This is a genomic window from Micromonospora craniellae, from assembly GCF_014764405.1.
In the GTDB taxonomy this organism is placed as follows: Bacteria; Actinomycetota; Actinomycetes; order Mycobacteriales; family Micromonosporaceae; genus Micromonospora; species Micromonospora craniellae.
Genome location: NZ_CP061725.1, coordinates 4,574,801 through 4,595,493 on the forward strand (window position 1 = coordinate 4,574,801; position 20,693 = coordinate 4,595,493).

Below are 20,693 nucleotides of genomic sequence, written 5' to 3' on the forward strand. Positions count from 1 at the left end.
GATCAGCGGTGGCTGTAGGTTCGCCTGGACCGGTTCGCCGGTACTCAGGGGCAGACGCGCCACTCGTCGTTCTCGCGCAGCAGGCTGATCGACTCGGCCGTCTCGCCGCTGGCAGTCTCCAGGCGTACCGACGCGACGCCGGTGGTCCGGCCGTTGTCGGTGGAGACCCGCATCCCGGTGATGTCGTAGTCCACCAGTCGCGGCTGCGCCTGGCGCTGCCGGGCGAAATCGTCCGGGGTCACCTGGTCACGCTGCCGCTGGCAGAGAAGGTCGTAGGCGCGCTGGTGGTCGCCGTCCCGGACGGCGTTAAGGTATTCGCTGGTGGCGCTACGGGCCGGGCCGACCGCGTCCTGCACGGTCCGGAAGAGGAAGAACCCACCGGCCGCACCGCCCAGGCAGCAGACCGCGACGACCACGCCCACCACGATGAGCACGATCCGCAGGGAGCGGCGGTTGTCACGGGGCGGGACCGGAGGCGGGTGGTACGTCATGGAGGGCAGCGTAGATCCACTATGCAAGGCCAGGCCGTCCGCGTACGCGGGATCAGACCCGGAAGCCGGCCTCCCGGGCGGCCTGGCGCTCCCGGCGTCGGTCCGCGCGTCGGCGCAGGAACCACGGCAGGTAGCACGCGAACGCGACCAGGAACACCAGCACCAGCACCGGCAGCACGATCGCCACCAGCGACATCACCACGCTGGTCGCGTCCTCGACGGTGCTCGCCACCGGGGCGCCGACACCGGCCGTGGTCGCGTTGATGACCGGGCGCGCGGCGGACTTTAGCAGGTGTACGCCGAGCGCGATGAGCACCCCGACGACGACCGGCAGCCACTGGCCGCCGTCGGCGAAGAAACTGTCCGGGTCGCTGACCGTCACGGTCTCCGAGGCGGAGCCGGCGCCGAAGGCCAGCCCACCGGCGGTCGGGCGGACGACGGTCTGCACCAGGTCGTTGACGTGGTCCACCACCGGCACCTTGTCCGCGACGACCTCGACGACGAGCAGCACCGCGAGGATGCCCAGCACCCAGTCGTTACCGAGCCACTGCCAGCCGCCGGGCAGGTCGATGACGCTGGTGAAGCGGGCCAACGCTCCCATCAGCAGCAGCGGGATGTAGGCGTTCAGCCCCGCCGAGGCGGCGAGGCCGGTACCGGTCAATACTTCGAGCACCATCTCAGCATGGCACCGGCACGCCAGTGGTGCTCGGCGGCGATGCCCGGCTGCTCCGCTACCCTCGTCGGGTGCGGTTGGTGATTGCGAAATGCTCGGTGGACTATGTCGGACGGCTCTCGGCCCACCTGCCGCCGGCCACCCGGCTGCTGATGGTGAAGGCGGACGGATCGGTGTCGATCCACGCCGACGACCGGGCCTACAAGCCGTTGAACTGGATGAGCCCGCCCTGCCGGCTGGAGGAGGCGCCCGGGGTGTGGCGGGTGGTCAACAAGGCCGGTGAGGAACTGCGCATCACCCTGGAGGAGATCTTCCAGGACACCTCGTACGACCTGGGTGTCGACCCGGGACTACGCAAGGACGGGGTGGAGGCGCACCTGCAGGAGTTGCTGGCCGCCAACCCGGCGACCCTGGGCGAGGGCTACACGCTGGTCCGCCGCGAGTACATGACCGCCATCGGGCCGGTCGACCTGCTCTGCCGGGACGCCGACCAGGGCGCGGTCGCGGTCGAGGTGAAGCGTCGGGGCGAGATCGACGGCGTCGAGCAGCTCACCCGTTACCTCGAACTGCTCAACCGCGATCCGCTGCTCGCACCGGTGGCCGGCGTCTTCGCCGCGCAGGAGATCAAGCCGCAGGCCCGGGTGCTCGCCAGGGACCGCGGCATCCGCTGCGTGGTGGTCGACTACGACCGGCTGCGCGGCATCGAACGCGACGAGTTGACCCTCTTCTGACGGTCGGGCTTCTGGCGGTCGGGCCGGAACTCCGTCGGCCACCGATCGTCCCGCGACCGGCCGTGCGGTCAGGCACGTTGGCGAGGGATCGTGGTGCGGACCGCGATCAGCGACTTCGGCAGGCCACCGACCCGCTCCACCAGGATGCGGGACTGCGGGAAGTAGTGCCGCATCTGGGACCGGTCCAACAGTTCGGTCCAGAGCACCTGATGGATGGCCGCGTCGTGGGTGCGGGTGGCCTTGTGCCCGAGTGGCCAGCGTCGGGCGACCGCGGTGCGCAGGCGGACCGGCAGGAACTGCATGCCCGGGGCGATCCAGTGCGGCTCGATCGGGAAGTAGCGGTACGGCGTCTGCACCCAGTGCCGCTCGCCCAGGGTGTGCACCGCCTCGGCGAACCGCAGCCGGCGCTCGTGTCCACCCACGTGTTCCAGCACTGAGTTGGAGAACACCAGGTCGTAGCGGCGCTTGGCGATGCGGGCCGGCAGGTCGCAGGCATCGGCCTGGTCGACCTCGGCCCAGTCGGGCACCTCGGCGGTGGGTCGTTCCAGATTGACCACGTGTACGCGGGCGGGCCGGACGGTCGCGCGGGTCCAGGTGCCGAGGCGTCCACCGAGGTCGATCACGTGCATCTCGGACAGGCGCGGAAATGTCCGGATCAGCCATTCGGCGCGGCGCTGGCGTTGCCGCGCGCTCCATGAGCCGTCCTTGTCGACGAGATGGAATCGCAATCGATGGGGGCGCATTTAACGCAATGTACCGTCGCGGCTACCGACGCTAAACCTCCGTCTCGGATCGAAGCTGACGATGATCGGGTTTCCGACAGTGGCGGGTCCCGGACCCGCGCGGTCACCTGCCGTAGAGCATCTTGACCGCTTTGACGAGACGGGCCACGTCAGCGGGGGTGCGGTCGAACGTGGTCGAGGGCAGCAGCGTCCGGCCCCGGCGACGGGTCACCGCCTTGGCCCGGCCGAACTCGCGCAACCCGTCCTCGCCGTGGATACGGCCGAACCCCGACTCGCCGACCCCGCCGAACGGCAGGGTGGACATCCCGGCGAAGGTGAGCGCCGAGTTGATCGACGCCATGCCGGAGCGCAGCCGTCGGGCGATGGCCACCGCCCGACGCCGTCCGAAGACCGAACCGCCCAGCCCGTACGGCAGGGCGTTGGCCCGGGCGAGTGCCTCGTCCGCGTCCCGTACCCGGTTGACGGTCAGCGTCGGGCCGAAGGTCTCCTCGCGGACGGCGACGGAGTCCTCCGGCACGTTCACCAGCACCGTCGGGTGCGCGTACGGCGGTCGTACCGCGTCCCGTCCGCCGAGGGCGGCCCGTCCGCCCCGGGACAGCGCGTCGTCGATGTGCCGGCGGATGACGTCGAGCTGGCTGGGCATGGTGATCGGGCCGACGTCGGCGCCGTCCGGGCCCACGCTGAGTCGGCCCGCGCGTGCGACCACCTTGTCGAGGAAGGCGTCGAAGACCGGCTCCACCGCGTAGACCCGTTCGATGCCGATGCAGGTCTGCCCGGCGTTGGTCATCGCACCCCAGACGGCGGCCTCGGCGGCGGCGTCCAGGTCGGCGTCCACGTCGACGATCATCGCGTCCTTGCCGCCGGCCTCCAGCAGCACCGGGGTCAACGACTCGGCGCAGGCCGCCATCACCTTCTTGGCGGTCGCCGTGGAGCCGGTGAAGGCGACTTTGTCCACCCCGGAGCGGCACAGTGCCGCACCCACGTCGCCGAGCCCGTGCACCGTGGTGAAGACCGGCTGCTCGGGCACCACCTCGGCGAACGAGTCGACCAGCCACTGGCCGGCCACCGGGGTGTACTCGCTCGGCTTGAGGACCACCGCGTTGCCGGCGGCCAGCGCGTACGCGGCGGAGCCGACCGGGGTGAAGACGGGATAGTTCCAGGGGCCGATCACCCCGACCACCCCGTACGGCTGGTATTCCAGATGGGCCGAGAACTCGGCCAGGATGAGCCGGGAACGGACCCGGCGGGCGCCGAGCACCCGGCGGGCGTTGTTCGCGGCCCAGTCGACGTGCTCGACGGCGGACACGACCTCGACCAGCGCGTCGGCGACCGGCTTGCCGCCCTCGGCGTGGACCAGTTCCGCCAGCGTCTCCATCCGCTGCGCGAGCAGCCGTCGCCAGCGCAGCAGCCGCTCACGCCGCCCGTCGAAGCCGAGCCCGGCCCACCACAGGCCGGCGGCGCGGGCGTGGGCGACGGCGCGCTCGATGTCCACTCCGGTGGCGACCGGTACGCGGCCCGCCTCGTCGTCCGTCGCCGGGCTGGTCGAGATCAGGTGGTCGCCCTCGATCACGGGGGTGCCGGGGTGATGCACAGCCGTCATGGCGGAAGTCTAGACCTGAAAATTACTCACTGGTAGGGGAGCGGAGTGAGGCTGAACCGGTTGGGCGGTGGATGGTTGAATCGGACTGAGCAGCAGTTTTCGCCGGGAGGCCGGTGCCCTGTCCACCGAAAGGGCCGAACGGAAGGTGTCCGGCCGGTTACTCGGTGATGACTGGCCGGGTGGTGGAGGTGGCCGCCCGGTGGTGGCAGGCTGACGCGGGGGTGGCCGCGCGGGGTGGAGGTCCGACTGTCCATGAAGGAACATCCGCAACTGATGCCGCTGCTGACGGTGGCCGCCGGACCCATGCGTGGGCTCGGGTTCCGGCTGCGTCGCCAGCCGCAGGTGATAGGCCGCGACCCGGCGGTCGACATCGTCGTACACGACCCGCACCTGAGCCGCCGGCACGCCGAGATCTGGCTGGCCGGCGAGGGAGTGTCCCTGGTGGACCTCGGTTCGACCAACGGCACCTGGGTGAACGAACGCCGGATCACCGGACTTACCCGGCTCAGTGACGGCGACGTGATCCGGATCGGTCGCACCGACCTGCGGTTCTTCGACCCCGGTGTGGCCCGCACCGATCCGGTGGGATTCAGTTTCGGGGTGCCGCGCCAGGAACGGCGGCCGACCCTTCCGCTGCCGGTCGCCCCGTCCAGGCCCGCCATCACCGGCGGTTCCTGACCTGTTCCCAGACGCGGTGACAAACCCCACCGCGTCTGGACAGGCCCGAGCCACGTGGCAGACTCGCGCGCATGACCTGAGCGGCCGTTAACGTCCGGTCGCCGGTATCGCGGATAAGGGGAGGCCGGGCGTGGCGCGCGAGTTCACCAGCGTGGGTGTGGTGGGTCTGGGCACCATGGGTGCCGGCATCGTCGAGGTCTTCGCCCGCAGCGGCGTCGACGTGGTCGCCGTCGAGATCACCGACACCGCTCTGGAGCGTGGCCGGGCCACCCTGAGCGGCTCGACCGACCGGGCCGTGGCCAAGGGCCGGCTCGCCGCCGCCGACCGGGACGCCCTGCTCGGCCGGGTCACCTTCGCCGTCGGGCTGGACGCGTTGCACGCGGTCGACCTGGTGATCGAGGCGGTGCCCGAGCGCCTCGACCTGAAGCGCCGGCTCTTCGCCGACCTAGACCGGATCTGCAAGCCCGAGGCCGTCCTCGCCACCAACACCTCCTCGTTGAGCGTCACCGAGATCGCGGTCGCCACCGGTCGACCCGACCAGGTGATCGGCATCCACTTCTTCAACCCGGCGCCGGTGATGAAGCTGGTCGAGGTCGTGCGGACGGTGGTCACCGCCGACGACGTGGTGGCCGACGTGGAGGCGCTCTGCGCGCGGCTCGGCAAGGTCGGCGTCACCATCGGCGACCGCGCCGGGTTCGTCGCCAACGCGCTGCTGTTCGGCTACCTCAACCACGCCGTCGCGATGGTCGAGGCACGGTACGCGACCCGCGAGGACATCGACGTCGCGATGAAGCTCGGCTGCGGACTGCCGATGGGCCCGCTGGCCCTGATGGACCTGATCGGGCTGGACACGTCGTACGAGGTCCTGGACACCATGTACCGCCGTGGTGGCCGGGACCGCCGCCACGCCCCGGCGCCGCTGCTGCGGCAGATGGTGACCGCCGGTCTGCTCGGGCGGAAATCGGGCCGGGGCTTCTACACGTACGAGCGGCCCGGTTCATCGAAGGTCGTACCCGACGCGCAGACGCCGGCACCGGCGCCGGAGACGCCCACCGACCCGGTGCGCGCCGTCGGCGTGGCCGGAGCGGGCGCGTCAGCGCACCGGCTTGTCGCGGTCTTCGCCGCCGCCGGATACCAGGTCGCCGCGGTCGGCCCCGAATTCGAGGATCCCGCGACGGCTGGCGCGGCGGTACGGACCGCGCTGGCTGAGAACGTGGGCCAGGACCGGCTCGGCGAGGCCGACCGCGACGCCGCCCTCGCCCGGATCACCTGGTCGACGGCGTCGGCCGCACTGGCCGACGCCGACCTGCTGGTCGAGGCGGTGGCCGACGATCTCGACGTCAAGAAGGCGCTCCTCACCGAGTTGGACGCAGTCTGCAAGCCGGGCGCGGTGCTGGCGACCACCACCTCCGCGCTGCCGGTGATCGAGCTGGCGATGGCCACCGGACGCCCGGCCGACGTGGTGGGCCTGCACTTCGTCCACCCCGGCGCGGCGGCGCCGCTGGTCGAGATCGTGCGGACCATCCGGACCTCGGACCAGGCCGTGGACACCGCGCGGGCGGTCTGCGCCACGCTGGGCCGGACCGGGGTGGTCTGCGACGACCGGGCCGGTTTCCTGGTCAACGCGCTGCTGTTCCCGTACCTCAACGACGCGGTCCGGATGCTGGAGGCCGGTTACGCCGGCACCGACGACGTGGACCACGCGATGACGCTCGGCTGCGGCTACCCGACCGGCCCGTTCGCACTGCTCGACGCGGTCGGACTGGACGTGGCGTTGGCCATCCAGCGACGGCTCTACCGGGAACTGCGCGACCCCGGCTTCGCCCCCGCCCCACTGCTGGAACAACTCGTCACGGCCGGTCACCTTGGCCACCGCACCGGACGCGGCTTCCGCGACCTCCCCGGATGAAAGGAAGGGTCCCCTGCTAACGCCTCCGGTAGAGGAAGGGTCCCCTCCTTGCACGCAACGCGGGCCGGCCGGCGGGAAGCGCGGTGCCATCCGGCCTTACGCTGGGTGACGTGAGCCCTCGTCGCAACCGTCCCCGCCGTGACGACGACACGCGTCTGGACGCCGAACGCGCCCGGCACGGAGTCGCCTCGGTGCAGCAGTGGCGGGACGGCGACTGGCAGGTACGTGCGATCAGCGGCGGTGGGTCGACCAAGACGTACCGCTGCCCCGGCTGCGACCAGGAGATCCGGCCCGGCGTGGCGCATCTGGTCGCCTGGCCGGCCGACGACCGGGGCGACCTGACCGACCGGCGGCACTGGCACACCGGCTGCTGGCGCGCCCGGGACCGGCGGGCACCGGGGATCCAGCGCGGCCGGAGCGCCCCTCGTCACCGCTGAACGTCGGCCCGCGCTCGTCGCGCGTACCCGCTGCTTCGGCGATCTTTGTCACCTGGCCGCGCGGCCGGCGCGGTGGGACGGGAGGATGGAAGGGTGAGTGCACCCATTCGCGCGTCGTCGATCCTGCCCGGTCGCCGGGACGACATCGAGCTGCACACCGCGGACGGACTGCGGCTGGTCGGCGAGCTGGCCCGCCCGGCCGACCGGGAGCCGGCGGCCACCCTGGTCTGCCTGCACCCGCTGCCCACCCACGGCGGGATGATGGACAGCCACGTGCTCCGCAAGGCCGCCTGGCGGCTGCCCGCGCTGGCCGACCTGGCCGTGCTCCGGTTTAACACCCGGGGCACCAGCAGCGTACGCGGCACCAGCGAGGGCAGCTTCGACTCGGCCGTCGGCGAGCGGTACGACGTAGCCGCCGCCATCGAGTACGCCGAGTTCCACGAGCTGCCGAACATCTGGCTGCTGGGCTGGTCGTTCGGCACCGACCTGGTGCTCAAGTACGGCGGAGACCCGGCCGTGTCCGGCGCGATCCTGCTCTCCCCGCCGCTGCGCTTCTCCGAGGCGGGCGACCTGGACCACTGGGCTTCCTCGGGCCGACCGCTGACCGCCCTGGTGCCGGAGTTCGACGACTACCTACGTCCCGAGCAGGCCCGCGAGCGGTTCGCCGCAGTGCCGCAGGCCGAGGTCGTCGGGGTACCTGGGGCGAAGCACCTGTGGGTCGGGGACGCCGAGACGGTGCTGGACGAGGTGGTCCGGCGGGTCAACCCGGCGGTGCCGGTGCCGCTGCCGACGACCTGGGACGGCCCGATGGAGACCGGCGACGCCAGCGCGTACGCCGACCGCACGGTGGCCGCCTTCGCCGACACCCCGGTTCCCGGCCCGGAGCAGCGTCGGGCCGACTGAGCCCCGCCCGACCCGTCGGCCGCTCCACGATTCCCCGCTTCCAGGGTTTCCTGGTCTCGGCCGGGGTCGGTTGCTCCTGCGGCGACCACCCGGTTGCCGGTCAGCGGCGGTCCTGGCGGGGGATCACCACCTCGCGCAGGATGAGCTGGATCGCGGCGACCGTCGGGATGGCGGTCAGCGCGCCGATCAGGGACACCCCGAGGAGTGCGGCGACCAGCGCGGCCACCTCGTTGACGTGCACCGACCGACGCAGGGGTCGGCGTTCGACGTCACCGCCGTGCGCTCGCTCGGCGAGGGAGTCGATGTGCAGTCAGTGGTACCGGTGCCCGGCTCACGCTGAGTGCCGGGCACCGGAGACCGTGCGATCGGCTCAGTCCGAGGTGACCTTGCTCGGCTTGGCGCTGCGCTCGTCGGTGGTCGGCTTGGTCGGTCGCTTGCCGTTCTCGCCGGTACTGGTGATCTTCGTCGGGGTGGCGCCCCGACCACCCGCACCGGGCACGGCTGCCACCGTCGGCTCGCCGTCCACACCGGCGCTCGCCGTGCTGCCGTCGACGGAGGTCGGTTCGGTGGCCGGCCTCGCCGTCGCGTCCTCGACCGTGGTGACCGGCTCCGCGACCGGCTTCGTCGCCGGCCCGCCGTCGTCCGCGGTCGTCGGCATTACCGCCGGGCTGTCGTCGCCCGTGGTCGCCGGCTTCGTCGCCGGGCTGTCGTCGTCTGCGGTCGTGGGCTCGGCGCCGGGCCTGCTGGCGATGTCGGCCGCGCCACCTGGTCCGCTCGCCGCACCGATGACGCCGTTGCTCGGGCGGCTGCCGTTGACGGCGGCCGGCATCGTGGCAGAGCCGGCCGTGGCAGAGCCGGCCGTGGCAGAGCCGGCCGTGGCAGAGCCGGCCGTGGCAGAGCCGGCCGTGGGAGAGCCGGCCGTGGCAGAGCCGGCCACTGCGCGGGCCGCCGGGGCGGATGCGGCCACCCCGGCGGGGACGCCCACACCGTCGGGGCCGGTCGATGCCGTCAGCCGCAGGTCGAGCAGCTTGCGCTGGAGATCGTCCGACTCCTGCCGGGACTTCCAGGTCTCCTGACGAAGGTCGGCGAGCTGCTGCTGGGCCTTGGCGATCTCCAGCATCACCTGGGCGAGCTGCTGACGGCCCGCCGCAGCCTCCTGCTGTGTCGCGGCCAGGTGCTGTTGCGTGGTCGCCAGGTGCTGCTGGGTGGTGGCGGCGTACTCCTCGAACTGCCGGCGGGAGGAGGCGACGTACTCGTCGGCCTCGCGGCGGGTGTTGGTGACGTGCTCGTCGGCATCCCGACGAGTGGTGGTGGCGTACTCGTCGGCTTCCCGGCGTTTGTCGGCCGCCTCGGTCCCGGCGTCACGGAGCAGCGCGGTGGCCCGCTCCTCGGCCTCGGCGCGAACCGTGGCGGCCTCCTGCTCGGCGGCCTCGCGGATCGCGTCGGCACCCTGCTCGATCTCGTTCCTGCGCGTGGAGTACTCCGACTCGAGTTCGGCGCTGCGGGTCTCGAAACCCGACTCCAGCTCGGCGGTACGGGCCCGCACCTGCTCGTCCAGCTCGGCGTTGCGGGTCTTGAACTGCTTTTCCAGCTCCTCGCGGCGGCCGGTGAACTCGCGTTCGGCGTTCGTCCGGCGTTCGGTCAGTTCCCGGTCCGCCGCCTCCCGCCGGCCGTTGACCTCCTGCTCCACCCCGGCTCGCCAGGCACCCAGTTCCTGCTGTGCCTGGGTGCGGGCGTGCTGCACGTACGCCTCGGTCTCGGTGCGCATGCGCTGCGCGTACGCCTCGGTCTCCGCGCGGGTGCGGCGGGCGGCCTCGGTGGTCTGCGCGGTCAGCCGCTCGGCCTCCTGGCGGGTCTTGTCGCGCGTGGCGCGGCCAGCCGCGGCGGCGTCGTCGATGATCTGCTTGGCCTCCTGCTGCGCCTTGGCATGCGTGGCGCGACCCGCCTCGGTGGCCTGGTCGACCAGGCGTTTGGCCTCCTGCTGCGCTTTGGCGTGCACCTCCTTGGCCGCGTCGCGGAGCTGGGTGGCCTCCTGCTGGGCGGTGGCGTGCACCTCGCGGGCCGCCTCCCGGAGCTTGGCCGCCTCCTGCTGGGCCCGGGTGTGGATCTCCTTGGCGGCGTCGCGGAGCTGGGTGGCCTCCTGCTCGGCCTTGGCCAACGCCTCCTGGGCGGTCTTGCGTAGCCGGGCGGCCTCCTCGCGGGCGGCCCGGGCGGCGGCCTCGGACTCCGCCTTGCGTGCGGCGGCCTGCCGCTCCTCCTCGGACCGGCGGGTGGCCAGGGCGATCTCGAAGTCCTTGAGCGCCTTGGCGGCCTCCGTGCGCGCCTCGTCGATGATGTGCTCGGCCGTGGCCCGGCGTGCCTCGATCTCCTCGTGGGCGGCACAGAGAATGTCCTCGGCCTGCTCCTCGGCCAGGGCGAGGATCTGCTCCACCCGGGGGCCGAGATGGCGGAACGCGGCGCGGTCGACCACGCCGACCTGTTTGCGGACCTGCGCGAGGTCGCGCTGGAGCACCTCGACCTGACCGGCCAGCTTGTGGATCTGGGTGTAGGCCTGTTCCCGTTCGGCCGCCAACGCCGCGATCTCGTGCTCCGCACGAGCGACGTACCGGTCGACCTGCCGTTTCTCGTACCCTCGCAGGGCGGACTCGAAGCTTGGCTCCGTGGTCACGTCCCCGCCGAGGGCGAACAGTTCCTCGCCGTGCGACATGCTCCCATCCTCACACGCAACGGCCCCTCCTGGGGCGATACGGACGCCCCTGTTGGGAGCTACTTCACGTGCCCGGGCGGGCGCTTGCCGGCACGTCCCGCGAATGCAGGGCGGCGCGGGGTGGCACCGTCACCCGGTGTCACCCCGCGCCGTGGATCATGCCCCGATCCGCCGGATCAGCTGGTGGTCTCCGCAGCGACCTTGTCGTCGGCCTCGTCGGCCTTCTTGGCCGCCGGCTTGTCCGCCGCCGCAGCGGCGTTCGCGTTCGGTACGCCCGGCACGATGCCGGCCAGACCGGAGAGCATCTGCCCGAGCTGCGAGGTGACCGCGTCCTTCTGCCGGGTGAGGTCCTCGACCTCGCGGCGGGCCGCCTGCGTGGTCAGCTCGGCCTCGGTGCGAGCCTCGTTGAGCAGGCGCTGCGACTCGGCGCGGGCCTCGTTCAGAGTCCGGTCGGAGAGCGCCTTGGCCTTCTCGATCGTCTCGGTGGCGTTGCGCTCCGACTCGACCCGGCGGGCCTCGGCGCGCTGCTCGATCTCCTTGGCCCGCTCCTGCGCGGCCCGGGCCCGCTGCTCGGCCTCGCCGACCAGCTTCTGGGTCTGTGCGACCTGGGCGGCGTGCCGCTCCGACTCCTCGCGCTCGGCCTTTTCCCGCCGCTCGGCGAGCTGCAGCTCCAGAGCCTGAAGGTCCTTGTCGCGCTTGTCCCGGGCGTCGGTGAGCAGCTTGGTCGCCTCGGCGCGCTTTTCCTCGGCCTCGCGGGCGGCCTTGGCCCGCTGCTGGGTGATCTCCCGCTCGGCGGTGGCCCGCAGGGTGGCCACCTCCCGTTCGACGGTCGACTTCAGCTCGGCGACCTCGTGCGCGGTCACCGTACGCAGCTGCTTGGTCTCCCGATCCGCGTCGGCGCGCAGCGTGTCGGCCTCCCGGCGGGCCTGCACCCGTGCCTCGGCCGCCTCGCGCTCGGCGGCGGTGCGGACGTTGCCCGCCTCCCGCTCGGCGCTGGCCTTCATCGCCGCGGCCTCGGCGCGGGCCTTGTCGGTGATCTCCCGCGCCTCGAGGCGGGCGGCGGAGAGGATGCCCTCCGACTCGCGCTTGGCCTCGTTGCGGTGGTCGTTGGCCTGCTCCTCGGCGAGCCGGAGGATCTGCTCGACCCGCGTGCCGAGTCCGGACAGCGTCGGGCGGCTGTTCTCCTCCAGCTGCTTGCTGGTGTCGGTGAGCTTCTGCTCCAGGGCGGTGAGCCGCTGCTCGGACTGCCGGAGCCGGCGCTGGGCGTCGTTGAGCGCCTGCTCGGCGTCGGCGCGGTCCTTGTTGGCCTGGCTCAGGGCGGCGTTCAGCCGGCCGATGAAGTCATCGACCTGACCGGTGTTGTATCCGCGCAGGCCAACCGTGAAATCGGGCTGCGAGTTCGCGTTATCGAAGAACGCGAGAGGGGAGGACTGCTGCTGGGGCATTGGGACATACTGGCAGACCCCCCGGGGTGCTTCGCAAGAGCGTGCCGCCCTTTGCCGTCCTCATTTCATGGTCAACTCGATCACGCGCCGGACCGCCCGGGGAAGTGGCGATCTTGCCAGCTCCGAGGCGGGCGCGATGGCACGCAGCGTGACGCGGAAAAGGGGCGCTGCGTCCTATGTTTCCGGCCGCCCCAGATCACTCGAATGGGTGTCGGCTCGCCTCTGGGAAAGCCAAAGGCGGTTCACCGAATGGCCACCGGAGCCTCGTCCGTGAGGCCAGCGGCGGCCGGTGGCCACCGTGCCCAGCCCGCCGTGCCCGTCCGCCGTCCGCGTCGTACCGGCGGGCTCGGTGTTAGGAAGGGTCCCCTGCTATGCACGAGGCGTTAGCAGGAGACCCTTCCTTGCACATCAGGCGGGTTGGACGAGTTCGATCAGGACGCCGCCGGCGTCCTTGGGGTGGACGAAGTTGATCCGCGAATCGGCGGTGCCACGTCGGGGCGTCTCGTACAGCAGCCGTACGCCGCGCTCGCGCAGCGCCGCGCAGGCCACGTCGATGTCCGCAACGGTGTACGCGACCTGCTGCACGCCCGGGCCGTTGCGGTCGAGGAACTTCCCGATGGTCGACTCCGAAGTCAGCGGGGCGAGCAGTTGCACGCAGCCGCCCTCGGCGGTCGGCCCGACCGTCAGCATCGCCTCGCGGACCCCTGCTCGGCGTTGACCTCGGTGTGCACGCAACGCATGCCGAAGGTCCGTTCGTAGAAGTCGATCGCTGCGTCGAGGTCGGCGACCGCGATCCCGACATGGTCGATGCGGCGTAGACCGATGTCTGTGACATAGTCGGCAGCGGGCTCGACGGGGGAGTTCTCAGGCATGACGTTAGTCTGGCCGAACGATAGTTAAGGCGTACAGGTCGGGACCCCCCTCGGAGGCAGTCATGGCTTCGGTGATCGTCAGCGGCGCACGGACCCCGATGGGGCGTCTGCTGGGCAACCTGAAGGACCTACCGGCGACGAAACTGGGCGGTATCGCCATCTCCGCGGCACTGGAACGTGCCGGCGTGGCCCCCGACCAGGTCCAGTACGTGATCATGGGGCAGGTGCTCCAGGCCGGCACCGGGCAGATACCGGCCCGCCAGGCGGCGGTGGCGGCGGGCATCCCGATGTCGGTGCCCGCGCTGACCATCAACAAGGTCTGCCTCTCCGGGCTGGACGCGATCGCCCTGGCCGACCAGTTGATCCGGGCCGGCGAGTTCGACGTGGTGGTGGCCGGCGGCATGGAGTCGATGACCAACGCCCCGCACCTGCTGCTCGGTCAGCGGGGTGGCTACAAGTACGGCGACGTGGTGGTCAAGGACCACATGGCGCTGGACGGGCTGACCGACGCCTGGGACTGCTGCTCGATGGGCGAGTCCACCGAGCGGCACGGCGCCACCCGGGGGATCAGCCGCGCGGAGCAGGACGCCTTCGCCGCGGCCAGCCACCAGCGGGCCGCCGCGGCGCAGAAGAACGGCCACTTCGCCGACGAGATCACTCCGGTGGTCATCCCGCAGCGCAAGGGCGACCCGCTGGTGATCAGCGAGGACGAGGGCATCCGGCCGGACACCACCGCCGAGACGTTGGCCAAGCTCCGTCCGGCCTTCGCCACGGACGGCACCATCACCGCGGGCAGTTCGTCGCCGATCTCCGACGGCGCCGCCGCGGTGGTCGTGATGAGCAAGGCGAAGGCCAAGGAGCTCGGGCTGACCTGGCTGGCCGAGGTGGGCGCGCACGGCAACGTGGCGGGCCCGGACAACTCCCTGCACTCGCAGCCGGCCAACGCCGTCCAGCACGCGCTGCGCAAGGCGGGCCTGAGCGTCTCGGATCTCGACCTGATCGAGGTCAACGAGGCGTTCGCCCAGGTCGGCATCCAGTCCACCCGTGACCTCGGGATCAGCCCGGCCAAGGTCAACGTGAACGGCGGCGCGATCGCACTGGGGCACCCGATCGGCATGTCCGGTGCCCGGCTGGTGCTGACCCTGGCGATGGAGCTCAAGCGGCGCGGCGGCGGCACCGGCGCGGCGGCGCTCTGCGGCGGCGGCGGCCAGGGCGACGCGTTGATCATCCACGTTCCCGGCGCTGCCGAAACCGAACTGTGAGTACGACGAGCGAGCCGACCCTGCGGGACGGGCAGCCGCGAACGACGCGCGGCGCACGGAGCCGCCGAGCGTCGCGGGTGAGGGCGGCTGCATGAGCGAGGCGAGGGGGAGCGCGCCGGCCGCGACCGGTTCGGTGCGGCGCAGTCGGGACGTACCGATGCTGGTCGAGCGGGCTCGCGAGGGTGATCCCCGGGCGGTTGCCCGGCTGATCACCCTGGTCGAGTCGGGCGACGAGACGCTACCGCGTGTCGCGGCGGCGCTCGCCCCGCAGGCGGTGCGGGTGCTGGAGGGCGCCGGCTGCGACGTGGTGCTGGTGGAGACGGTCGGTGTCGGGCAGGCCGAGATCGAGGCGATCGCGCTCGGTGCGCTGCGCGGCGGTACGCAGTTGCCGGCGCTCGCCGCCGAGGTCGCCGCCGGTGCGATCGATCCGTACGCCGCTGCGGACACCTTGCTGGCCCAGCTCTCCGGCTGAACGTAGTCCACTGCGGACCGTCTCGGGCGGTTACGCTCGCACCGCCTTCGCAGAGCGCGTGGGATGGTGTGACGGCTGCCGGAGAGAGATGGACCACGAGATGACGCAGGAGTTGCCGATGACGCCGGACGCGGTGGCGGGTGGTCGTACCGACATCTCGGACGAGGTGGTGGAGAAGATCGCGGTGGCCGCGGCAAAGGCCGTCCCCGGCGTGGTCGAGTTGGGCGGTGACATCGCCCGGTTCTTTAACGCGGTGCTCGACCGGGTCGGGCTGGACCAGGTGGGTGACGCCCGGCGCGGGTGCTCGGCGCACGTCACCAACGGCGCGGCGGTGGTCAACCTGGTGATCGTGATCGACGCCGGGCACGCGGTGCCCGAGGTGACCTCGGCGGTGCGGACCGGGGTGACCCAGGCGATCGAGGCGTACGGGCTGCGGGTCGACGAGATCAACATCCGGGTGGACGACGTCGCCATCGGTGGTCCCGCGGCCTGACCCGAGCGGGCCGGCATTACCGGCCGGTACGAGTATCCTTAGCGATCGTTCAGGTAGGGCTCTACACTCGACGTGCAGTCGAGGACTCGAGGAGGAGCCCGGGAGATGAACGCCGACGAGATCGCTGCCGGACGGGCCCGCTGGCAGGCCCGCTACGACGCCGCACGCAAGCGGGACGCGGACTTCACCACGCTCTACGGGATGCCCGTCGAGCCGGTCTACGGGCCCCCGAGGGGCGCAGCGTACCCGGGCTTCGACCGGATCGGCTGGCCGGGCGAGTTCCCGTACACCCGGGGCCTGTACCCGACCGGCTACCGCGGGCGGACCTGGACCATCCGGCAGTTCGCCGGGTTCGGCAACGCCCGGCAGACCAACGAGCGCTACAAGATGATCCTCGGCGAGGGCCCGCACACCATCGGCCCGATGACCTCCGGCATCCTGCGCGGTATCGAGGACGGCTGGTTCACCGGCCAGATCGCCGAGTCGGCGTTCGTCTACCAGCAGGCGCTGGAGAAGGGCGACAAGAAGATCGTCGGCGTCAACTGCCACACCGGCACGGTCGCCAAGGAGCTGGAGATCCTGCGCATCTCGCACGAGGTGGAGCTGGAGCAGCGCCGGTTGCTGGCCGAGCGCAAGACCGTCCGGGACGCCGCCCGGGCCCGGGCGGCGGTCGAGGCGATGGTGGCGGTGAGCCGTACCGGGGAGAACATGATCCCGGCGATGCTGGACGCCGTCCGGGCCGAGGCGACGCTCGGCGAGATCTGCGACGCGTTGCGCGCGGAATGGGGCGTTTACCGCGAGCCCGCCCGGTTCTGACCCCTCCCTCCGCCGGGGTGGTTGGGCAGCGGTGACAGTGGCAACTGCGCGGGCGGCGGGTGCACCTGGGTTCGGCAGATCGCGTGCGAGACTAGGTAACCATGAGCGACCCACGGATCACCTCGTCGATCTTCACCCGCGGCGCGGTCGACCTCAGCGCGTTGCGCCCCGCCGCGCCCAGCCCCACCCCGGCACCGGCCCAGTCCGGCCCGCCCGCCGCCGCGCCCGGCAACCCCGTCGTCGGCGGCGTCACCGTCATTGACGTGACGGAGGCGACCTTCCAGTCCGAGGTCCTGGAGCGCTCGCTGACCACACCTGTGGTGGTGGACTTCTGGGCCGAGTGGTGCGAACCCTGCAAGCAGCTCTCCCCTGTGCTGGAACGACTGGCGGCGGAGGGCGCCGGCGCCTGGGTGCTCGCCAAGGTCGACGTGGACGCCAACCCGCGACTGGCCCAGATGTTCCGGGTGCAGGGCATCCCGATGGTGTACGCGGTGGTCGGCGGGCAGCCGGTCGACGCCTTCTCCGGAGTGGTGCCCGAGGCACAGTTGCGCCAGTGGATCCAGGCGGTGCTCAAGGCCGGCGGGGTGACCGTGGCCGAGCCGGAGGACCCGCGCCTGGACGAGGCGGACGACGCCCTGATGAGCGGCGATCTGGATGCCGCCGAGCGGGCGTACCGCAAGATCCTGGCGGAGACCCCGGCGGACGCGGCGGCGGAGGCCGGGCTGGCCCAGGTCGGGCTCGCCCGTCGGGTGGCCGGTACGGACCCGCAGGCGGCGCTCGCCGCCGCCGCGGCCGACCCCGACGACGTCGAGGCGCAACTGCTGGCCGCCGACATCGAGGTGCTCAGCGGTCTTGCCGAGCAGGCGTACCAGCGGCTGGTCGCGGTGGTCCGACGGACCGCCGGGGAGGACCGGGAGAAGGTACGCCAGCACCTGGTCGGCCTGTTCACCATCGCCGGTCCGGAGGATCCGGCGGTCGCGTCGGCGCGTCGGGCCCTGGCCAGCGCCCTGTTCTGAGTCACTGACCACGCCAGTGCGGGCCGGCGTGCTGCCGGCCCGCCCGACATCGGAGGACGGGAGCCCATCATTCGCCGGATCGCCGTCCTCGACGCGCCGAGCAACCTCGGCCTGCGCCCACCCACGCCCACCTCGGTGCCGGGCTGTGGCAAAGCCCCCGGAGCACTGCGTGACCAGGGTCTGCTGCCCCGGCTGCGGGCTCGCGACGCCGGTCACCTGACGCCGCCCCGGTACGACGCCGGGGACTGGCGACCGGGCGACGGGGTGTGCCACGCCCGGGAGATCGCCGACTACTCGGTGGGACTGGCCGACCGGATCGGCGCGATCATCGACCGGGACGAGTTCCCGGTGATCCTGGGCGGCGACTGCTCGATCCTGCTCGGCTCGGCACTGGCCATGCATCGGCTCGGCGAGGCGGTGGGCGGCCGGATCGGCCTGGTCTTCGTGGACGGGCACTCCGACTTCCGGCACCCGGGCAACGCCTCGTACGTGGGTGCCGCCGCAGGCGAGGACCTCGCCCTGGTCACCGGTCGGGGCCAGGCCGACCTGGCCGCCATCGAGGGGCGGCGCCCGTACTTCCGGGACATCGACGTGGTGGTGCTCGGCATCCGCGCCCAGGACGAGTACCGGTTGGATCTCCAGGCCGCCGGGATCCTCACCCGGCCGGTACCGGCGCTGCGTGCCGAGGGCGCCGCCCGCACCGCACAGTGGGCGCACGAGCAGCTCGCCGACTGCGCCGGTTACTGGGTGCACGTCGACGTGGACGTCCTCGACCCGGCCGTGATGCCGGCGGTCGACGCTCCCGACCCCGGCGGGATCGCCTTCGCCGAGTTGGAGATCCTGCTCGCCGGGCTGGTCGACACGCCGCACTGCCTCGGCGTCGAGCTGACCGTCTTCGACCCCGACTACGACCCGGACGGCGCGTACGCGGCCGAGATCGTCAACACGCTGGTGGCCGGGCTGCGACCGGTCACCGCGCCCGGCTCGGTGCCGCCCCGACTGCGTCCCGAGTCGGCCGCGCGTCCCGCTCCGGCGCCGCGCCGGGGCATCGATCCGGCCGACGTGCCACCGGCACCCGATCCGGCCGGGTCGCTCCTGCGCGCGGCGGCACCGGTCGCCGTCGGCCCGTCGACCGGTGAACACCCGGGCGAGGCGGAGGAGGCCGACCTGGACGACGGGGAGTCGGTACCGGACGCCGCCGACCTCGACGAGGACGGGTTCGGCGACGTCGACCCGGCCGGTGACGCCTCCCGTACCATGTCCGCGCCGGGCGGCCTGAGCGCCTGAGCGGTCAGCGGGAGAGGGCGCGCAGGAAGCGCTCGGCGATCGGCACGGCGGTGCCGCTGCCCGAGCCGCCCTTCTCCACGAATGCGGCGAAGGCGACGTCACCCTGCCAGCCGACGAACCAGGCGTGGGTGTTCTCCGGGTTGTCGTCGTACTCCGCAGTGCCGGTCTTGCCGTGCACCGGCCCGCCCGGGGCGTCCTCCAACGCGGTGCCGGTGCCGCTGGTCACGACCTCACGCATCATCTCGCGGACCGCCGCCACCGCCTCGGCGTTCAGCTCCGGGCCCGGCTCGGCCGCTGCCTCCGGCGCGGGGTCGAGCACCAGCCTCGGCGGGGTGAAGCCGCCCTTGGCCACCGCCGCGGTCGCCGCCGCCATGGCCAGCGGGCTGACCAGGGTGGTGCCCTGGCCGATCGCGGCGGCGGCCTGCTCGGTCGCGCCGCCGTTCGCGGAGACCTTGCCGGTGAAGGCGTCGAGCCCGACCGTCCACTGACCCTCCAGGCCGAGCGTCCGGCCGGCGGCGGCCAGCCCGTCGCCGCCGAGCTGTGGTGCCAGGGCGGCGAACGTGGTGTTGCAGGACCGGGCGAAGACGGTGCGGAAAGGCACCTCGCCGAGGGCGAAGTCGCCTGCGTTCTTGAACGACCGGCCGTCGACCACCTGGGTCTTGGGGCAGTCGACCCGCCCGTCCGGGGTCACCGCGCCGCGTTCCAGCAGCCCGAGCGCGCTGACCATCTTGAACGTGGAGCCCGGGGGCACCTGCGCGGTGAAGGCCAGGTTCTCCCCGGCGGCGCCGGGGCCGTTGGCGGCGGCGAGCACCGTGCCGTCGCCGATCCGGACGGCGACCAGGGCGGAGCGCCGCCGCTCGCCGCGCAGCGCCTGGTCGGCCGCGTTCTGGGTAGCCACGTCGAGGCTGGTCCGCACCGGTTCGCCGGGCTGCGGAGCACGCTGGAACAGTTCGGTGCCGGTAAATTCCACCGTGCCGCCCGCCGACGCCCGCCGGACGACCACCGTGAGGCCCGGCGCGCCGCGGAGCCGTTCGTCCCAGCGGCCCTGCAATCCGCCGTGCCCGACCAGGTCGCCGGGGGAGTAGCGGTCGGGGAACTTGGCCAGGTCGTCGGCCTGGGCCGGGTCGACCGTGCCGAGGACCGCCCGGGCGAACTCGCGGGTGGGGGCGAGGTCCAGCTCGTCGGTGGAGAAGACGGCTCCCGGCAGGTCCTTGATCCGGGACCTGATCTGCCGGTACGCCTCGTCGCGCAGGGTGACCACCTCGACGAACGCGTCCGGCTTCGCCTCGTCCAACCGCTTGGCCAGACCGGACAGGTCGACCGGTGGGGTTATCGCCGGCCGGATCGCCCGGAACGCCGCGTCCAGTTCGCGGGTGACGGCCTTCACGTCGGTCACCGCGCGGTGCTCCAGCCCGACCCGGACGACCGCGCGCGGGGCCACCAGCGGCGCACCGGCACCGTCGAGCACTCCGGCACGGGGTGCCGGGTCGCGCCGCAGGCCGAGGCGGTCGCCGCGGGTGAGCTGCTCGGCGAGGACCTGCGGCTCCCAGATCACCTGCCAGTCGTCGTCACGTCCCTTGACCAGCCGCACCGGCCGGTCGTACGTCCAGGTCGTATCGCCCGGCAGCGTCCACTCGACGCGGATCGTGCTGGTCGCGGTGTCCTGCTCCACCGTGGGCTTGCCCTGCCGGCTCAGCTTGGGCGGCGTCTCAGCCAGTTCGCCGGAGAGCTCCTTGATCTCCCGTGCGACATCGGCGGCGGCCAGCCGGCTGCCGGTCGGGTCGACGAAACCGACCGCCTGGAGATCACCTGTGGGCCAGCCGGCGAGGAAGGCGTCGACGCTGCGCTCCGGGCCGTCCTCACCGGAGCAGGCGACCAGAGTGGCCGAGATCACCACGCATGCGGCGAGGACGGCGAGTCGTGACGAGGTGTGACGACTGCGGTACGCGCGGTGCATCGGGGTGGTGTCCTCCTGTTCGGGCTTGCCCTGCACGCTAGTACACCCTGGCACCCGGGGCTGCCCCGCCCGTGCCCCGTCCGGCCGAAAGACGGGGCGGCGCCGGTGTGATGAACAACATCTGGCGGGGTACTCCTGATCCGGCCGAACCTCGTACCGCAACGTGCGAAAGGACGACGTCACGCACCGGAAGTCCGGCTG

The 20,693-nt window shown here is 72.3% G+C and carries 18 protein-coding genes and 2 pseudogenes; 11 read left to right on the forward strand and 9 right to left on the reverse strand.

Going from position 1 to position 20,693, the window contains the following annotated elements:
• Window positions 1-44 precede the first annotated feature (44 nt).
• Window positions 45-491 carry an Rv0361 family membrane protein gene (locus ID554_RS20825; protein ID WP_117225963.1) on the reverse strand — a complete coding sequence of 149 codons (447 nt, stop codon included), beginning with the start codon at window positions 489-491 and terminating at the stop codon, window positions 45-47.
• A 52-nt stretch (window positions 492-543) separates the two neighbouring features.
• Window positions 544-1,164, reverse strand: coding sequence for a DUF4126 domain-containing protein (locus tag ID554_RS20830; protein WP_117226417.1), 621 nt, complete (start codon window positions 1,162-1,164; stop codon window positions 544-546).
• A 71-nt stretch (window positions 1,165-1,235) separates the two neighbouring features.
• Between ID554_RS20830 and nucS the strand changes: the two genes are divergently transcribed.
• On the forward strand, window positions 1,236-1,895 hold the full coding sequence (nucS, locus tag ID554_RS20835) for an endonuclease NucS (RefSeq protein WP_117226416.1): 660 nt from the start codon (window positions 1,236-1,238) through the stop codon (window positions 1,893-1,895).
• A gap of 68 nt (window positions 1,896-1,963) precedes the next feature.
• On the opposite strand, the gene ID554_RS20840 is transcribed toward nucS, so the two are convergent.
• Together ID554_RS20840 and ID554_RS20845 are read right to left on the reverse strand one after the other, a co-directional pair.
• On the reverse strand, window positions 1,964-2,638 hold the full coding sequence (locus ID554_RS20840) for a methyltransferase domain-containing protein (protein WP_117225962.1): 675 nt from the start codon (window positions 2,636-2,638) through the stop codon (window positions 1,964-1,966).
• Between the two features lie 103 nt (window positions 2,639-2,741).
• A complete protein-coding gene (locus ID554_RS20845) occupies window positions 2,742-4,238 on the reverse strand; it encodes an aldehyde dehydrogenase family protein (protein ID WP_117225961.1) in 1,497 nt (498 codons plus the stop codon).
• 252 nt (window positions 4,239-4,490) lie between these two features.
• Here ID554_RS20845 and ID554_RS20850 point away from each other — a divergent pair, with 252 nt between their 5' ends.
• The 4 genes from ID554_RS20850 to ID554_RS20865 all read left to right on the forward strand — a co-directional run bounded on the left by ID554_RS20850 (window position 4,491) and on the right by ID554_RS20865 (window position 8,165).
• Window positions 4,491-4,916, forward strand: coding sequence for an FHA domain-containing protein (locus tag ID554_RS20850; RefSeq protein ID WP_117226415.1), 426 nt, complete (start codon window positions 4,491-4,493; stop codon window positions 4,914-4,916).
• Between the two features lie 130 nt (window positions 4,917-5,046).
• The gene (locus ID554_RS20855) at window positions 5,047-6,825 is read left to right on the forward strand and encodes a 3-hydroxyacyl-CoA dehydrogenase family protein (RefSeq protein WP_117225960.1); all 1,779 of its coding nucleotides are present in this window, start codon (window positions 5,047-5,049) and stop codon (window positions 6,823-6,825) included.
• Between the two features lie 110 nt (window positions 6,826-6,935).
• Window positions 6,936-7,262 carry a hypothetical protein gene (locus tag ID554_RS20860; protein WP_117225959.1) on the forward strand — a complete coding sequence of 109 codons (327 nt, stop codon included), beginning with the start codon at window positions 6,936-6,938 and terminating at the stop codon, window positions 7,260-7,262.
• A gap of 93 nt (window positions 7,263-7,355) precedes the next feature.
• Window positions 7,356-8,165, forward strand: coding sequence for an alpha/beta hydrolase (locus ID554_RS20865; protein ID WP_117225958.1), 810 nt, complete (start codon window positions 7,356-7,358; stop codon window positions 8,163-8,165).
• A 100-nt stretch (window positions 8,166-8,265) separates the two neighbouring features.
• Here ID554_RS20865 and ID554_RS20870 read toward each other — a convergent pair.
• From ID554_RS20870 to mce, 4 genes and pseudogenes are all read right to left on the reverse strand, one after another.
• Window positions 8,266-8,418: pseudogene (locus ID554_RS20870) on the reverse strand (AI-2E family transporter); the annotation flags it as partial.
• A gap of 117 nt (window positions 8,419-8,535) precedes the next feature.
• Window positions 8,536-10,872 carry a coiled-coil domain-containing protein gene (locus ID554_RS20875; RefSeq protein WP_117225957.1) on the reverse strand — a complete coding sequence of 779 codons (2,337 nt, stop codon included), beginning with the start codon at window positions 10,870-10,872 and terminating at the stop codon, window positions 8,536-8,538.
• 176 nt (window positions 10,873-11,048) lie between these two features.
• Window positions 11,049-12,317 (reverse strand): DivIVA domain-containing protein, encoded by a 1,269-nt coding sequence (locus ID554_RS20880; protein WP_117225956.1) that lies wholly within the window; start codon window positions 12,315-12,317, stop codon window positions 11,049-11,051.
• Window positions 12,318-12,725: 408 nt separating this feature from the next.
• Window positions 12,726-13,189, reverse strand: a pseudogene (mce, locus tag ID554_RS20885) (methylmalonyl-CoA epimerase).
• A gap of 62 nt (window positions 13,190-13,251) precedes the next feature.
• Here mce and ID554_RS20890 point away from each other — a divergent pair.
• From ID554_RS20890 to ID554_RS20915, 6 genes are all read left to right on the forward strand, one after another.
• Window positions 13,252-14,451: an acetyl-CoA C-acetyltransferase gene (locus ID554_RS20890; RefSeq protein ID WP_117225955.1), complete on the forward strand. Its 1,200-nt coding sequence runs from the start codon at window positions 13,252-13,254 to the stop codon at window positions 14,449-14,451.
• Window positions 14,452-14,542: 91 nt separating this feature from the next.
• Window positions 14,543-14,923 carry a P-loop NTPase family protein gene (locus ID554_RS20895; protein WP_117225954.1) on the forward strand — a complete coding sequence of 127 codons (381 nt, stop codon included), beginning with the start codon at window positions 14,543-14,545 and terminating at the stop codon, window positions 14,921-14,923.
• A gap of 88 nt (window positions 14,924-15,011) precedes the next feature.
• Window positions 15,012-15,416, forward strand: a complete 405-nt coding sequence (locus tag ID554_RS20900) for an Asp23/Gls24 family envelope stress response protein (protein ID WP_117225953.1) — start codon at window positions 15,012-15,014, stop codon at window positions 15,414-15,416.
• Window positions 15,417-15,521: 105 nt separating this feature from the next.
• Window positions 15,522-16,232, forward strand: a complete 711-nt coding sequence (locus tag ID554_RS20905) for a methylmalonyl-CoA mutase family protein (RefSeq protein ID WP_117225952.1) — start codon at window positions 15,522-15,524, stop codon at window positions 16,230-16,232.
• A gap of 101 nt (window positions 16,233-16,333) precedes the next feature.
• Window positions 16,334-17,248 carry a tetratricopeptide repeat protein gene (locus ID554_RS20910; RefSeq protein ID WP_117225951.1) on the forward strand — a complete coding sequence of 305 codons (915 nt, stop codon included), beginning with the start codon at window positions 16,334-16,336 and terminating at the stop codon, window positions 17,246-17,248.
• 66 nt (window positions 17,249-17,314) lie between these two features.
• Entirely contained in the window at window positions 17,315-18,535 is a 1,221-nt protein-coding gene (locus ID554_RS20915; RefSeq protein WP_317985231.1) for an arginase family protein, read from the forward strand.
• Window positions 18,536-18,539: 4 nt separating this feature from the next.
• Here ID554_RS20915 and ID554_RS20920 read toward each other — a convergent pair whose 3' ends face one another.
• The gene (locus ID554_RS20920; RefSeq protein WP_117226414.1) at window positions 18,540-20,492 is read right to left on the reverse strand and encodes a penicillin-binding transpeptidase domain-containing protein; all 1,953 of its coding nucleotides are present in this window, start codon (window positions 20,490-20,492) and stop codon (window positions 18,540-18,542) included.
• Window positions 20,493-20,693: the final 201 nt, after the last annotated feature.